Annotated in this window: 14 protein-coding genes; 4 read left to right on the forward strand and 10 right to left on the reverse strand. The window is 72.0% G+C overall.

What is annotated here, in order from left to right; translation table 11 throughout:
* Positions 1 to 105: 105 nt before the first annotated feature.
* Genes GD632_RS05735 through GD632_RS05750 form a run of 4 tightly spaced genes read right to left on the reverse strand, consistent with a single transcriptional unit; the run spans position 106 to position 3394 of the window.
* Positions 106 to 921, reverse strand: coding sequence for a hypothetical protein (locus GD632_RS05735; protein WP_152189720.1), 816 nt, complete (start codon positions 919 to 921; stop codon positions 106 to 108).
* 25 nt (positions 922 to 946) lie between these two features.
* Positions 947 to 1816, reverse strand: coding sequence for an FKBP-type peptidyl-prolyl cis-trans isomerase (locus tag GD632_RS05740; RefSeq protein WP_152189722.1), 870 nt, complete (start codon positions 1814 to 1816; stop codon positions 947 to 949).
* A gap of 1 nt (position 1817) precedes the next feature.
* Positions 1818 to 3200, reverse strand: a complete 1383-nt coding sequence (gene pafA, locus GD632_RS05745) for a Pup--protein ligase (protein WP_152189724.1) — start codon at positions 3198 to 3200, stop codon at positions 1818 to 1820.
* A complete protein-coding gene (locus GD632_RS05750; RefSeq protein ID WP_152189726.1) occupies positions 3197 to 3394 on the reverse strand; it encodes a ubiquitin-like protein Pup in 198 nt (65 codons plus the stop codon). Before GD632_RS05750 ends, pafA begins: the two co-directional genes overlap by 4 nt.
* Positions 3395 to 3740: 346 nt before the next feature.
* Between GD632_RS05750 and GD632_RS05755 the strand changes: the two genes are divergently transcribed.
* Entirely contained in the window at positions 3741 to 4709 is a 969-nt protein-coding gene (locus GD632_RS05755; RefSeq protein ID WP_152189728.1) for an ATP-binding cassette domain-containing protein, read from the forward strand.
* Positions 4706 to 5587, forward strand: a complete 882-nt coding sequence (locus GD632_RS05760) for an ABC transporter permease (protein WP_152189730.1) — start codon at positions 4706 to 4708, stop codon at positions 5585 to 5587. Before GD632_RS05755 ends, GD632_RS05760 begins: the two co-directional genes overlap by 4 nt.
* A 55-nt stretch (positions 5588 to 5642) precedes the next feature.
* Here the strand turns inward: GD632_RS05760 and GD632_RS05765 are convergent, their stop codons facing one another.
* Positions 5643 to 6185 carry a TetR/AcrR family transcriptional regulator gene (locus tag GD632_RS05765; protein ID WP_152189732.1) on the reverse strand — a complete coding sequence of 181 codons (543 nt, stop codon included), beginning with the start codon at positions 6183 to 6185 and terminating at the stop codon, positions 5643 to 5645.
* 87 nt (positions 6186 to 6272) lie between these two features.
* Between GD632_RS05765 and GD632_RS05770 the strand changes: the two genes are divergently transcribed.
* The gene (locus GD632_RS05770) at positions 6273 to 7100 is read left to right on the forward strand and encodes an SDR family oxidoreductase (protein WP_152189734.1); all 828 of its coding nucleotides are present in this window, start codon (positions 6273 to 6275) and stop codon (positions 7098 to 7100) included.
* Between the two features lie 40 nt (positions 7101 to 7140).
* Here GD632_RS05770 and GD632_RS05775 read toward each other — a convergent pair whose 3' ends face one another.
* Positions 7141 to 7476 (reverse strand): STAS domain-containing protein, encoded by a 336-nt coding sequence (locus GD632_RS05775; RefSeq protein ID WP_193311358.1) that lies wholly within the window; start codon positions 7474 to 7476, stop codon positions 7141 to 7143.
* 198 nt (positions 7477 to 7674) lie between these two features.
* On the opposite strand from GD632_RS05775, the gene GD632_RS05780 reads away from it, so the two are divergent.
* Entirely contained in the window at positions 7675 to 8376 is a 702-nt protein-coding gene (locus GD632_RS05780) for a TetR/AcrR family transcriptional regulator (protein WP_152189739.1), read from the forward strand.
* A 19-nt stretch (positions 8377 to 8395) separates the two neighbouring features.
* On the opposite strand, the gene dop is transcribed toward GD632_RS05780, so the two are convergent.
* From dop to GD632_RS05800, 4 genes are all read right to left on the reverse strand, one after another.
* Complete coding sequence (dop, locus tag GD632_RS05785; protein WP_152189741.1) at positions 8396 to 9973, reverse strand: depupylase/deamidase Dop; 1578 nt, start codon at positions 9971 to 9973, stop codon at positions 8396 to 8398.
* A gap of 13 nt (positions 9974 to 9986) precedes the next feature.
* Entirely contained in the window at positions 9987 to 11627 is a 1641-nt protein-coding gene (arc, locus tag GD632_RS05790) for a proteasome ATPase (protein ID WP_193311359.1), read from the reverse strand.
* A 68-nt stretch (positions 11628 to 11695) separates the two neighbouring features.
* The gene (locus GD632_RS05795) at positions 11696 to 12757 is read right to left on the reverse strand and encodes a tRNA (adenine-N1)-methyltransferase (RefSeq protein ID WP_226924645.1); all 1062 of its coding nucleotides are present in this window, start codon (positions 12755 to 12757) and stop codon (positions 11696 to 11698) included.
* Positions 12758 to 12819: 62 nt separating this feature from the next.
* Positions 12820 to 13101, reverse strand: coding sequence for a DUF2277 domain-containing protein (locus GD632_RS05800; RefSeq protein ID WP_152189744.1), 282 nt, complete (start codon positions 13099 to 13101; stop codon positions 12820 to 12822).
* Positions 13102 to 13109 lie beyond the last annotated feature (8 nt).

Below are 13109 nucleotides of genomic sequence, written 5' to 3' on the forward strand. Positions count from 1 at the left end.
TCCTCGTCGACGGCGAGCGGGTCGACGTCCTCACCTACGGCCGCCTGCGCACCGACCCGGCCCCGGGTGGGCCCCGTCTCACCCTGGCGACGCGGCCGTCGGCGCTCAGGCCTCGGCGAGGGAAGCGACGTAGCGGGACGCGGGCCCGAACCAGTCGACCCACTGCTCGTCCTTCTCGGGTGCGAGGAGGTGGTCGGTCACCGCCCGGAAGAGCAGCGCCCGGACGAGCAGCTGCACGAAGGGCTCCCCCTCGACGGCGCGGACCCGGTCGACCAGGTCGAGGGGCGCACCCCGGAAGACGACGGCGTCGGCGACCACCACGGCCGTCGCGTACGACGGCGGGCGCCAGTACGGCGTGAGGTCGAGCACCAGCGGCGCCAGCTCGGGGTGGAGGTGGACGTTGTCGGTGAGGTCGCCGTGGACGAGCTGGTCCGCCAGCCCCAGCGGCCGCCGGACCGCGAGGAGGGTGCGCACGTGCGGGAGGCGGCCGCCGTCGTCGTCGACGTCCCCCTCACCCCACGCGACGCGGTCGGCCACCGCCCACGGGTGGTGGCGGCGGTCGAGGAACGGGGGCCTCGGGAAGCGCGCCAGGTGGTGGTGGAGGAGGCGACCGGCGGCGATGACATCCCCGTACTGCGCGACGCGCGGCGGTGAGCCCGGCTCGTAGCGCCAGGCCGTCCAGCCGGCGACGACGAGCGCGCCCTCCGTGGACGGCACGGGCGGTGCCACCCGCAGGTCGGTGGCGCCGTCGAGGTCTGCGAGCACGGCGGCCTGCCAGCGCAGCTCCTCCTCCGAGACGTCGAGCGGCTTGAGCACGACCTCGCCGGACCGCCACACCCGCCGCTGCCCGCCGGCGAGCGGCTCGAGGGGCGTCGTCGCGCCGAACGCCGCGAGCACGTCGGGTGGGGGTGGTCGCTCCACGTCGCTGGACACCGTCAGGGCGCCGCTAGTCCGGCTCGCCCTGCTCCTCGACGTCGGAGGCGGCGAGGATGTCGACGGCGAAGACGAGCGTCTGCGTCCCGTTGCCGAGCTCCGGCGGGACGACGACGAGCACGCGCGAGCCGACCGTCTGGTCGACCAGCCCGTCGCGCAGGCCGGTGAAGGTGTCGTTGACGAGGATCGTGCGGGGCACCTGGCCGTCGGCCCAGGTCGAGTCGTAGATGTCGCCACCGGGCCAGGTGACGGCCTGGTACTGCACCGTGATGGCCTGGCCGGGGGCCACCTGGTGGCCGTCACCGCGGATGACGGTGTCGACCTCGAGCGCACTGGGCGGGGCGGTGTCGGGCAGGGTGATGGAGACGCCGTCGTCGTCCTGCGTGACGGCGGGCATGCCCTCCTCGGGCTCGAGCTCCTCGCCCTGGGCGACCGTGTGGAGGACGTCGACGACCAGGACGAGCATCCGCTCGCCGTCGTCGTCGCTCACCGGCTGGGTGACGAGCAGGCGGCTGCCCTCGGGGGTGCCGACGAGGAGGGGGTGGACGTCCTCGCCCACCTGCTCGGGCGTGAGGAGCAGGGTGCGGGCGGTGCCGGCGCCGCGGTCCGGCAGCGGCTCGCCGGTGCTGCCGTCGTAGGCGCTGAGCGCGAGGAGCGCCGGGCCGCCGTCACGCAGCTGGCGCCCCTCCCCCTCGACGAGCACCTCGGTCTCCTCCTCCGTGAGGTCGAGGGGAGTCTCGAAGCTCACGACCGGTGGTCGGCCGAAGGCCCCGGTGACGGCGATGGTGGGCGGCTCCGGGGTCGGCGCCTCGGGCTCCTCGGAGCAGCCGGCGAGGACGAGCACCGCGACCAGGCCGGCCAGGAGCGCACGCAGGCGGAGCACGTCAGGCCCCCATCGCGGCGATGAGGGCGGCGACGCGCTCGTCGCTGCTCGCGAAGGGGTCCTTGCACAGGACGGTGTGCTGGGTGGCGTCGTTGAGCTTGAGGTGCACCCAGTCGACGGTGTGGTCGCGGCGGCGCTCCTGGGCGGCGGCGACGAAGTCCCCGCGGAGCTTGGCGCGGGTGGTCTGCGGCGGGGTGGTCCGCGCGGCGGCGATCTCCTCGTCGGTGGCGACGCGGGCCATGAGCCCGCGGGCGCGGAGCTTGTCGGCCAGGCCGTCGGTGGGCGAGATGTCGTGGTAGGCGAGGAGGAGGCGCTGGATGCGGACGTCGGCGAGGCCGGCGCCGCTGCCGGTGCGGTAGCGCTCGACGAGCCGCTCCTTGATGGCCCAGTCGAGCTCGGTGTCGACGAGGGAGTGGTCGCCGGTGCGGAGAGCGCGCAGCCCGCGCTCCCACAGCTCGAGCACCTGCTGCTCGACGGGGCGCAGGGTCATGCCGGAGGTGTGCGCGAGGACGCGCTCGAGGTACTCCTCCTGCATCTCCAGGGCGCTGCGACGCCGTCCGGAGACCAGCTCGAGCGGGGTCGTGGCGGTGAGGTCGCGGGAGACGTCGCGGATCGCCCGCATCGGGTCGACGAGCAGGAGGTCGTCCAGCCGCCCACCCGACTCGACGAGGTCGAGCAGCAGGGCGGTCATGCCGAGCTTGAGGAGCGTCGTCGTCTCGGCGACGGAGGAGTCCCCGGAGATGACGTGGAGGCGGCGGTAGAGGTCCGGGTCGCCGTGCGGCTCGTCGCGGGAGTTGATGATGGGCCGCGAGCGGGTGGTCGCCGAGCTCATCGCGTCCCACAGGTGCTCCGAGCGCTGGGAGAAGCAGTACGCGGCTCCGCTGGCGGTCTGCCGCACCGCCCCGGCGCCGGTGAGGATCTGGCGGGTGACGAAGAAGGGGACGAGCTGGTCGACGGTCCGCTGGAAGTCGCGGCGCCGGCGCAGGAGGTAGTTCTCGTGGCAGCCGAAGGCGTTGCCCTCGGAGTCGACGTTGTTCTTCAGGAGGTGGACGCGGCCGCCGACGCCGTCCTCGGCCAGGCGCGCGGTCGCGTCCTCGGCCAGGTCGATGAGGATCGCCTCACCGGCACGGTCCTGGACGACGACGTCGCGCACGTCGTCGCACTCCGCCGTCGCGTACTCGGGGTGGGAGCCGACGTCGAGGTAGAGCCGGCCGCCGTTGCGGAGGAAGACGTTGGACGAGCGGCCCCACTCGACGACCTTGCGGAAGAGGTAGCGGGCGGCCTCGTCGGCGCCGATCGGCGGGCCGCTCTCCGGACGGCGGGCGCCGGCGACGGTGATGCCGTACTCGGTCTCGATGCCGACGATGCGGGGAGCGAGACTCACTGCCCACCCTTCTGCACGAACCCGCGCACGAAGGACTCGGCGTTCGTCTCGAGGACGGAGTCGATCTCCCCGAGGAGGTCGTCCAGCTCGGCGCTCTGCGCCTGCGCGCCCGTGCCGGTGGGGCCGGGCAGCGGCGGCGGCGTCGGCTCCTCCGGCTCGCGCTCGCTCCGGCGCTGCTGCTCCTGACGGGCCATGGTGGCTGCCTCCTTCTCGACTACCTCACGATCCTAGTTCGCATCGTCCCCGGTGCGAGCAGCGCGACCGGCTGGCGGAGCCCCGGGCGAGGAGGCGCCGCCCAGCGGCGCAACCGCGCGAGCGAAGGTCACGGTCGAGGTCCTTTCGGAGCGCCCGACCTCGTCGCATCCTATGATCAAGGAGCCACTGATCAAGGAGCCACCAGCACGCCGGTGGGCAGTGACGACAGAGCGTCCGACGGGGTACCTCGCGCCAGCCTCCGCTGACCCGAGCGGAAACAGCTTCAGGGTGGCCGGCATGCCGCACCACGGCGTAGGTCTGTCGGATGTGGGAGGGGTCGATCGTATGAACGACATCATCGTCGCCGAAGGACTGGTCAAGACCTACGGCAAGGTGAGGGCCCTCGACGGCCTGGACCTGCGCGTGCAGCAGGGAACCGTTCTCGGGCTCCTCGGTCCCAATGGTGCGGGCAAGACCACCGCCGTCCGGGTGCTGACCACACTTCTGCGTCCTACCGAGGGACGGGCGACGGTCGCCGGCCTCGACGTGGTGGGTGACGCGAAACAGCTGCGCTCCCGTATCGGCGTGTCCGGGCAGTACGCGGCGGTCGACGAGAACCTCACGGGGTATGAGAATCTCGACATGGTGGGCCGGCTCTACCACCTGGGCGCCCGAGCGTCCCGGCAGCGGGCCTGGGAGCTCCTCGACCGCTTCGAGCTCACCGAGGCGGCGAAGCGCCCCGTCGGCACCTACTCCGGCGGCATGCGCCGCCGCCTCGACCTCGCTGGCGCTCTTGTCGCGATGCCCGAAGTGCTCTTCCTCGACGAGCCGACGACCGGGCTGGACCCGCGCAGCCGTCTGGGCATGTGGGACGTCATCACCGAGCTCGTCTCCGGTGGGACCACGCTGCTACTGACGACGCAGTACCTGGAGGAGGCAGACCGGGTCGCGGACAGGATCGCCGTTATCGACCGCGGCAAGGTGATCGCCGAGGGCACTGCGGACCACCTCAAGGAACAGGTGGGGGGCGAGCGGATCGAAGTGGCCGTCTCCGGCTCCGCGGACCTGGAGCTGGCACGGGAGGTCCTGCATCGCCTCACAGGGCGTGAGGTCGGCGTCGACGAGCACACCCGAACCCTCGCGGCGCCCGTCAGCGGCGGGGTCACCATGCTCGTGGAGGCGCTGAGGGCTCTCGACGACGCCCGCGTAGGAATACTCGACGCGGGCATCCGGCGTCCGACCCTGGACGACGTGTTTCTTACCTTGACCGGCCATGCGGCGGCGGATGACGAGAACTCGGGAGCGGTGACATGAGTTCGCCGTCGTCCTCGGGCCAGGACACGAGCGGCGCGACGCCGCAGCCGCGCCCGGTCGCCTCCGCCAGCCCTCTCCAGGCGGTCGGCGACGGCTGGACCGTCGCCCGGCGCAACCTGATCAAGATCAAGCGCGTGCCGGACCTTCTTGTGGGCTCCATCGTCAGCCCGATCATGTTCATCCTGTTGTTCGCGTTCGTGTTCGGCGGGGCGATCTCCCTCGGTGGCCAGGTGGACCCGGACGCCTACCGCGAGTTCCTCATCGCCGGCATCTTCGCCCAGACGGTCATCTTCGGCGCCACGATCACCGGCGCTGGCATGGCACAAGATCTCAAGACCGGGATCATCGACAGATTTCGGTCCTTGCCCATGGCGCCGTCCGCCGTGCTCGTCGGGCGCACGACGGCCGACGTCGTCAACAACGTGCTGACGATCATCATCATGTCGCTGACGAGCCTGGCGATCGGTTGGCGCATCTACACCTCGGTCGGCGAGGCGCTGCTGGGGTACGCCTTGCTCCTGTTCTTCGCCTACTGCATCAGCTGGGTCATGGCGTTCTTCGGACTCCTCGTACGTACCCCCGAAGTGTTCAGCAACGTGACGTTCATCGTCATCTTCCCGCTGACCTTCATCGCGAACACCTTCGTGCCGTTGGAGAGCTTCCCGGGCCCGCTGCGGTGGTTCGCGAGCTGGAACCCCGTGTCGACGGTCACTCAGGCAACGCGCGAGCTGTTCGGCAACCTCCCCGCGGGAACGCCCGAACCCAGTGGCTGGGCCCTGCAGAACCCGGTGCCTTACACCGTCGCGTGGGGTCTTGTCATCCTCGTCATCTTCGTGCCGCTCACCGTGAGGCAGTACCAGCGGGCCGCCGCGCGCTAGGTTCCGTTGCCAGCAGGCGGCTGCTGTTCAGATCCCCACGCACGCACGGTCCACGTCAGCTGAGCGAGGCGCGGACGACGAGCTCGACGACGGGCCGGACGTCGGCGTCGTCGTGACGAGCGACTCGGTGCAGGATCAACCCCTCCGCGCACGCCATGACAGCTCGGGCGGACGCGCCGGGATCGCTCGCACCGAGCGTGCGAAGTGCCTCCGTGAGGGCGGCCTCCAGGACCGTGCGTCCCGCGCCGAGCGTCCGGCGCAGCGCGGGATCGTGGCTGGCCTCCATGAAGAGGACGAGCCTCGCCGTGGTCTGGACCCGCTGGTCCTCGGTCGTGCGGTCGAGGAGCGCGACCAGGGCGTCGACGAGGTCCTCCGCCGACCGAGGGGCGAACGTGGCGCCCATCCCCGCGAGCTCCCGCTCGAGGATCGCCTCGGCCACCCCGCTGAACAGTGCCTCGCGCGTCCGGAAGTAGTTGGACGTCGACCCCTGAGGAAGCTGCGCCCGCTCGTCGATCCGGCGGTGCGTCAGCGCCCTGAGCCCCTGGGTGCCGAGCAGCTCGATGGCGGCGCTCAGAGCGCGCTCTCGCGACGACATCATCCGGTCACTATAGAAGTAGTGACGGCCGACCCACTACGCGCGTAGTATGGGGCACACCGGGCGACGACTTCCAGGGAGGCGGTCACCATGCCGTCAGTGCTCGTCACCGGCGCGGGCCGCGGGATCGGAGAGGCCACCGCTCTGCGCCTCGCTCGCGCCGGTTGGTCAGTCTTCGCCGGGGTCCGCGACGTCGCGGGCCGGGAGCGCCTCGGCGCCCTTGACGGGAAGGTCACGGCGGTCCAGCTCGACATCACGGACGAGGCGCAGGTCGCCGCGCTGGCCGACCAGCTGCCGGAGGAGCTGGACGCCGTGGTGAACAACGCGGGCATCGGCGTGCTGGGCCCTGTCGAGGCCGTCACCGTTGCCGACTTTCGCCGCCAGTTCGAGGTCAACCTCTTCGGGCAGGTGGCCGTCACCCAGGCGGTGCTCCCACAGGTCCGCGCCGCCGCCGGTCGGATCGTCTTCATCTCCTCGACGGGCGCCCGGGCCCCGGTGACCATGGAAGGTGCCTACTGCGCGTCCAAGGCCGCGCTCGAGACACTCGCCAACGTGCTGCGGGTCGAGCTGCGGCCCTGGCACATCGCGGTGTCCGTCGTCGAACCGGGTCCGACGGACACCGGCCCGTGGCGCGAGATCCACGCGATGCTCGCCGCCATGGAGGACGGGATGGCCAGCGCCCACCGCGAGCTGTACGCCCAGCACATCAGCGGCATGCTCAGGCTCGTCGGTGCGCTCCAGACTCGGACCGTGCCGCCCGACGTCGTCGCCCGCGTCGTGCAACGGGCGCTCACCGCCCGCCGACCCCGGTCCCGCTACACGGCCGGGTCCCAGGCCACCGCGATGGTCACCATGAACGCGATCCTGCCCACCCGCCTCAACGACGCCGTCGGCGCGCGTCTCCTCGGGCTGCGGTAGCCACCGAGCCGGAGGTCGGTCCCCTCGCCCGACAGTGCCGTCAGGTCGAGGGGAAGCCCGGATCCTCCTCGAGCATCTCCACCCGGGCGGCCAGACCGGTGACGTCGAAGAGGAACTGCACGAGCTCGGTCGACCCGATGACACGAAGTGGTGAGGATGCTGCCAGGGAGAAGATGAGCACCACGATGGAGGAGTCCATGAAGGTGACGTTGCGGACGTCGAGATCGACCGGAAGGCGGTACCGCCTGGCGTCGCGGCAGGCCTCCTCGATGTCGGATCGGATCGCGAGGTCCAGCTCGCCGGCCAGGACGATGCGGACCCGGGTCGGCGATGCCAGGACAGCCGCGGAGCCCGACGCAAACGCATCTGACGGCACAGGTCTCCTCTGAGTGTGGAGCAGGACGTTTACGTCGTAATGGACAATTTATAGCGTAAAGGATCCGCGAGGACGCCGTCCACCGCAGCCCTGCCACCGCGCGACCTGAGACCTCGGCGAGCGGCACAGCCGTTTACCCCTAGCCTGGGACAAGCGCGTGCATCCGAAGCGCGGCGCGCGGCCGGAGAGAGGTGAGTTGTGAGCGGTGCAGCAGACGGGCAGCGGCGAGGCGTCCTGGACCGCGACCGCGTGGTTGCGACCGCGATCGAGCTCGTCGAAGCGGACGGTCTCAACGCTCTGAGCATGCGCCGGCTCGGCGCCGCCATGGGCGTGGAGGCGATGGCCCTCTACCGGTACGTCGACGGACGTGAGGACCTCCTCGAGGCAGTCGTCGAGGAGGTCACCAGCAAGGTGGAACGTGCCGCGGACATGGACATCGGTCCGCACGGCGGCTGGCAGGCCTACCTGCAGCGCGTAGCTCATACCGTGCGTGACCTTGCCTTCGCCCATCCGCAGGTCTTCCCGCTCGTGGCCACTCGCCACCCCGCCGCCCCCTGGCTCCGCCCCCCGCTGCGCAACCTCGACGTGGTCGAGGACTTCCTTGCCACCCTGTCAGCGGCAGGCTTCAGTGAGGACCAGGCCGTCACCGCCTACCGAGCCTTCACCAGCTTTCTCCTCGGCCAGCTCCTCCTGACCGTCACGCAACGCGGCGCCCAGGCCACCACCGAGGAGGTCATCGACGAGGGCGACGCGTCCGTCACCCACAGTGACATCTCCGCGGAGGAGTTCCCCACGATCACGCGACTGCGAGCCAAGCTCTCCGTCGACCACTCCGACGAGGAGTTCGAAGAAGCGCTGGAGCAGCTGCTGCGCCGTATCGACGCCCTCGTCAGTCAGTGAGGAACGCTCGGCGAGGGCGTCAGCCGTGCCGGCGGCGCAGCTCCTCGAGGAGTGTGGCGACGTCGGCGCTGGCGTCCAGCGCCTCCCCCACGTGCTCGCGGCTCCCGCGCGCCGGCTCGGCCATCGACAGGCGCACCAGGTGCTCCTCGCCGGGCACGTCGAGGACGACCGACTCCCACCCGGCCGCCGCCACACCGGCGCCGTAGCGGCGGATCGTCTCCCCGCGGAACCACGCACGGGTGTCCACCGGGGCGGCGTGGACCGCCTCGGCGACCTCGCCGGCGCTGACCAGCAGCTCGACGGCGCCGGATGCGGCCAGGCGCTGGTAGATGCTGCGCTCGGGGCGCACGTCGGACCACTGGAGGTCGAGCGCAGCCAGGCGCGGGTCGTCCCAGCCGATGCCGTCGCGGCGGCGCATGCCCTCGAGCAGCCGGAGCTTGGCCACCCACTCGACCTCCGCGGCGCAGGACATCGGGTCCTCCCCCAGCCGGGTGAGCAGGGAGTCCCAGCGGTCGAGGACCGCGCGCGTCTCGTCGTCGACGTCGTCGCCGAGGGCGTCGCGGACGACGTCGAGGTAGACCCGCTGGATCTCCAGCGCCGTCATCTGCCGGCCGTCGGCGAGCGTCAGCCGGTGGGTGAGGGTCGTGTCGTGGCTGACGAGCCGCGTCTCGGCGACGGCGTCGTCCAGCGCCATCGCGTCCAGGGCCAGCGGCACGGCGTCCTGCTCGAGCAGCCACAGCACGAGCGAGGTCGTGGCGAGCTTGAGCCAGGTCGTCACCTCGAGGAGGTTGGCGTCCCCGACGATGACGTGCAGGCGCCGGTAGCGCGCGGGGTCGGCGTGCGGCTCGTCGCGGGTGTTGATGATGGGCCGGTTGAACGTCGTCTCCAGCCCGACGTCGTTCTCGATGTAGTCGGCCCGCTGGGAGAGCTGGAAGCCCGGCACCTCCGAGCGCTGCCCCAGGCCGACCCGGCCCGCGCCGGTGAACACCTGGCGGGTGACGAGGAAGGGCGTGAGGTAGCGGACGACGTCCCCGAAGGGCACCGACCGGTCCATGAGGTAGTTCTCGTGCGTCCCGTAGGACTGGCCCTTGCCGTCGACGTTGTTCTTGTACAGCGCGACGTCCGGCATCGCGGGCTCGGCGGCCAGCGCGGCGGCGGCGCGGCGCATGACCTCCTCCCCCGCCCGGTCCCACCGCACTGCGTCGCGCGGGCCGGTGACCTCGGGGCTCGAGTACTCCGGGTGCGCGTGGTCGACGTACAACCGCGCCCCGTTGGTGAGCACGAGGGACGTCGTCGGGGAGGTGGGCTCCCCCACGCCCGGACGACGGCGGTGGAAGCGTCCCAGCGTGGCGGCCCGCTCGGCCGGGGAGTCGGTCAGCTGGTCGGGGTGCGCGGCGGCGCGGTCGAGGCGGAAGCCGCGTGCGTCGGCGAGCGGGTCCTCCCCCTCGTAGTCCCACCGCGTCGTCGCGCCCTCGCCCACCGTCTGCGCGTACGCGACGACGACGGCGGCCGACAGGGCCATCGGGTTGGCCATCGGGTGCCCGGGCTGCAGGACCCCGTACTCGGTCTCGATGCCCATCATCCGGCGCACGGTCATCGGCCAGCTCCGCTCACAGGTAGTCGCGGGTCTCGACGACGCGCGTCGGCTCGGCCCCGTCGGTGAGACCGGAGCCACCGAGGGTGCGCATGAAGACGATCCGCTCGCCCTTCCTGCCGGCCACGCGCGCCCAGTCGTCGGGGTTCGTCGTCGAGGGCAGGTCCTCGTTCTCGCGCATCTCCGCGGCGTAGCCGGCGAGGAGGTGGGCGGTGCGCAGCCCGCGCTCCCCGGTGGCGATGAGGTCCTTGATCGCGGCCTTCTTCGCACGGTCGACGATGTTGGCCATCATCGCGCCGGAGGCGAAGTCCTTGAAGTAGAGCACCTCCTTGTCCCCGCTCGCATAGGTGACCTCGAGGAAGCGGTTGTCGTGCGTCGTCGAGTACAGGCGCTCGACGACGGCCTCCGCCATCGCGGCGACCGCGCCCCCGGCGTCGCCGTGACGCCCGACCTCCTCGGGGTGGATGGGGAGGTCGGCGGTGAGGTACTTGGCGAGGATCTGCCGCGCGCCGTCGGCGTCCGGGCGCTCGATCTTGATCTTCACGTCGAGGCGGCCGGGGCGCAGGATCGCGGGGTCGATCATGTCCTCACGGTTGGAGGCGCCGATGATGACGACGTTCTCGAGCTTCTCCACGCCGTCGATCTCGCTGAGCAGCTGGGGGACGATCGTCGTCTCGACGTCGCTGGACACGCCCGTGCCGCGGGTGCGGAAGAGGGAGTCCATCTCGTCGAAGAAGACGACGACGGGCAGCCCGAGGGCGGCCTTCTCCCGGGCGCGCGCGAAGATGACGCGGATCTGGCGCTCGGTCTCCCCGACGTACTTGTTGAGGAGCTCGGGGCCCTTGACGTTGATGAAGTAGCTGCCGGCGCGGTGGTGGCCCTCGCCCCGGCCCGCGGCGCTGGCGAGGGAGGTGGCCACGGCCTTGGCGATGAGCGTCTTGCCGCAGCCCGGCGGGCCGTACAGGAGGACGCCCTTGGGCGGCTTGAGGCCGTGCTCGCGGTAGAGCTCGGGGTGGAGGAAGGGCAGCTCGACGGCGTCGCGGATCTGCTCGATCTGGGTGCCCAGGCCGCCGATGTCGCCGTAGTCGACGTCGGGCGTCTCCTCGAGGAGGAGGTCCTCGACCTCCGAGCGCTCGACGTGCTCGAGCGCGAAGCCGCTGCGCAGGTCGGCGAGGACGGTGTCCCCCACGCGCACGCCGGCGGCGGCGAGCGGCGCCGCGAGGCGCAGGACGCGCTCGTCGTCGGCGCGGGCGACGACGAGCACGCGGGTGTCGTCGACGACCTCCTTGACGGCGACCAGCTCACCGGTCTCCTCGAAGCCACCGGCCTGGACGGCGACGAGCGACTCGTTGAGGCGCACGTGCTGGCCGGGACGCAGCGCCCCGAGCGGGAGCGACGGTGCGGCGGCCACCCGCAGGCGGCGGCCGGAGGACAGGACCTCGAGCTCGCGCTCGGTGACGTGGACCGACAGGACGGTGGCGATGCTGCTGGGCGGGCGGGAGAGGGCGTCGAGCTGCTCCTGCATGGTGGCGAGCTGGTCGCGGGCGCCCTGGAGCGCGGTGGCGAGGCGCTCGTTCTTCGTCGCCAGGCTGATCGCCTGCTGCTCCAGCTCGCGCACACGGTTCACGCGGAAGTCGTCCATCCCAGCCTCGGCCATGTCGGCCCCTTCCCTGCTCGGCACCGCCCCCACGGTAGGTCACCGACCGTGGGGGCCGCAGGTGCGGGTCAGAGGGTGGGCGGCTGGTCCTCGTCCGGCGCGGTGTCCCCGCTCTGTCCTGCGTCTCCGCCCTGTCCGGTGGCGCGCAGCTGCTCGGCACGGTCCTGGTCGCGGCGCACGCGGCGCAGCTTCTTGTCCGAGACGGTGCGCTCCCCCAGGTCCTCGGCCCAGTCCTCCTCCACCGGGTAGGCACCCTTGGCGGGGCGGCGCTTGCGCAGCGGCGGCGTGACGCCCGGAGCCATGCGCCGGGTGGTGACGAGGAAGCCGGTGTGGCCGACCATCCGGTGGTCCGGGCGCACCGCCAGACCCTCGAGGTGCCAGCCGCGCAGCAGGGTCTCCCACGCGCGCGGCTCGGTGAACTGCTCGGTGGCCTTGGCGTCCTCGACGAAGCGGGAGAGCTGGGTGGTGGAGGCGACGTAGGCGATGAGGACACCACCGGGGGCGAGCGCGTCGGCGGCGACGGCGAGGTTCTCCCAGGGGGCGAGCATGTCGAGGACGATGCGGTCGACCGACCCGGGCTCGACGGCGGTGGGCAGCACCTCGGCGAGGTCACCGACGACGACCTCCCAGGCGGGGTGGTCCTCCCCGAACCAGGCGCGGGCGTTGGACTCGGCGATCTCGGCGAAGTCGGCGCGGCGTTCGACCGACAGCAGCCGCCCCTGCGGCCCGACGGCCTGGAGCAGCGACATGCTCAGCGCACCGGAGCCGACCCCCGCCTCGACGACCCGAGCACCGGGGAAGATGTCCGCCATCGCGACGATCTGGGCGGCGTCCTTGGGGTAGACGACGGCGGCGCCGCGCGGCATCGACAGGACGTGGTCGGCGAGCAGCGGGCGCAGGACGAGGTACTCGACCCCGCCGGTGGTCGCGACGACGACGCCCTCGCTCCCGCCGATGATCGCGTCGTGGCGCAGGTAGCCGCGGTGGGTCTGGAAGGTCGCCTGCGGGTCGAGGGTGATCGTGTGCAGGCGCCCCTTCGGGTCGGTCAGCTGCACCCGCTCCCCGATCGCGAGGGGGCCGCGGCGGCGCGCCGGGCCGGGCGGGAGGTCGGTGGCGGGTTCGGAAGTCACGGTCGACGAGTCTACGGGCCGTGACCCGCGCGCCCGGCGGGCCAGGCCCGCGGCTCGCGTGATCAGGCAGGCTGCTGCTCGGCGAAGCGGCGCCGGCTGCGCTCACGGGCCTTGGCGGCCTCGACCTCCCGGTCCTTGGGCGGGGCGTGGGTGACGAGCGCGTCGAGCAGCTCGCGCGTGGCGGCGGCGACGTGCTCGACCGCGTGCTCGAAGGCCTCGGCGTTGGCCTGGGAGGGCTTGGTCATGCCGGCAACCTTGCGCACGTACTGCAGGGCGGCGGCGTGGACCTCGTCCTCCGTGGCGGGCGGCGCGTAGTTGTGCAGGGGGTGGATGTTGCGGCACATGGCTCCAG

The sequence above is a fragment of the Georgenia satyanarayanai genome (genome assembly GCF_009193135.1).
GTDB lineage: Bacteria > Actinomycetota > Actinomycetes > Actinomycetales > Actinomycetaceae > Oceanitalea > Oceanitalea satyanarayanai.

Coding starts and splice junctions, on each gene's coding strand:
- GD632_RS05750 (WP_152189726.1), bottom strand. CDS start 3,394: ATGGCCCGTCAGGAGCAGCAGCGCCGGAGCGAGCGCGAGCCGGAGGAG.
- GD632_RS05755 (WP_152189728.1), top strand. CDS start 3,741: ATGAACGACATCATCGTCGCCGAAGGACTGGTCAAGACCTACGGCAAG.
- GD632_RS05760 (WP_152189730.1), top strand. CDS start 4,706: ATGAGTTCGCCGTCGTCCTCGGGCCAGGACACGAGCGGCGCGACGCCG.
- GD632_RS05765 (WP_152189732.1), bottom strand. CDS start 6,185: ATGATGTCGTCGCGAGAGCGCGCTCTGAGCGCCGCCATCGAGCTGCTC.
- GD632_RS05770 (WP_152189734.1), top strand. CDS start 6,273: ATGCCGTCAGTGCTCGTCACCGGCGCGGGCCGCGGGATCGGAGAGGCC.
- dop (WP_152189741.1), bottom strand. CDS start 9,973: ATGACCGTGCGCCGGATGATGGGCATCGAGACCGAGTACGGGGTCCTG.
- arc (WP_193311359.1), bottom strand. CDS start 11,627: ATGGCCGAGGCTGGGATGGACGACTTCCGCGTGAACCGTGTGCGCGAG.
- GD632_RS05800 (WP_152189744.1), bottom strand. CDS start 13,101: ATGTGCCGCAACATCCACCCCCTGCACAACTACGCGCCGCCCGCCACG.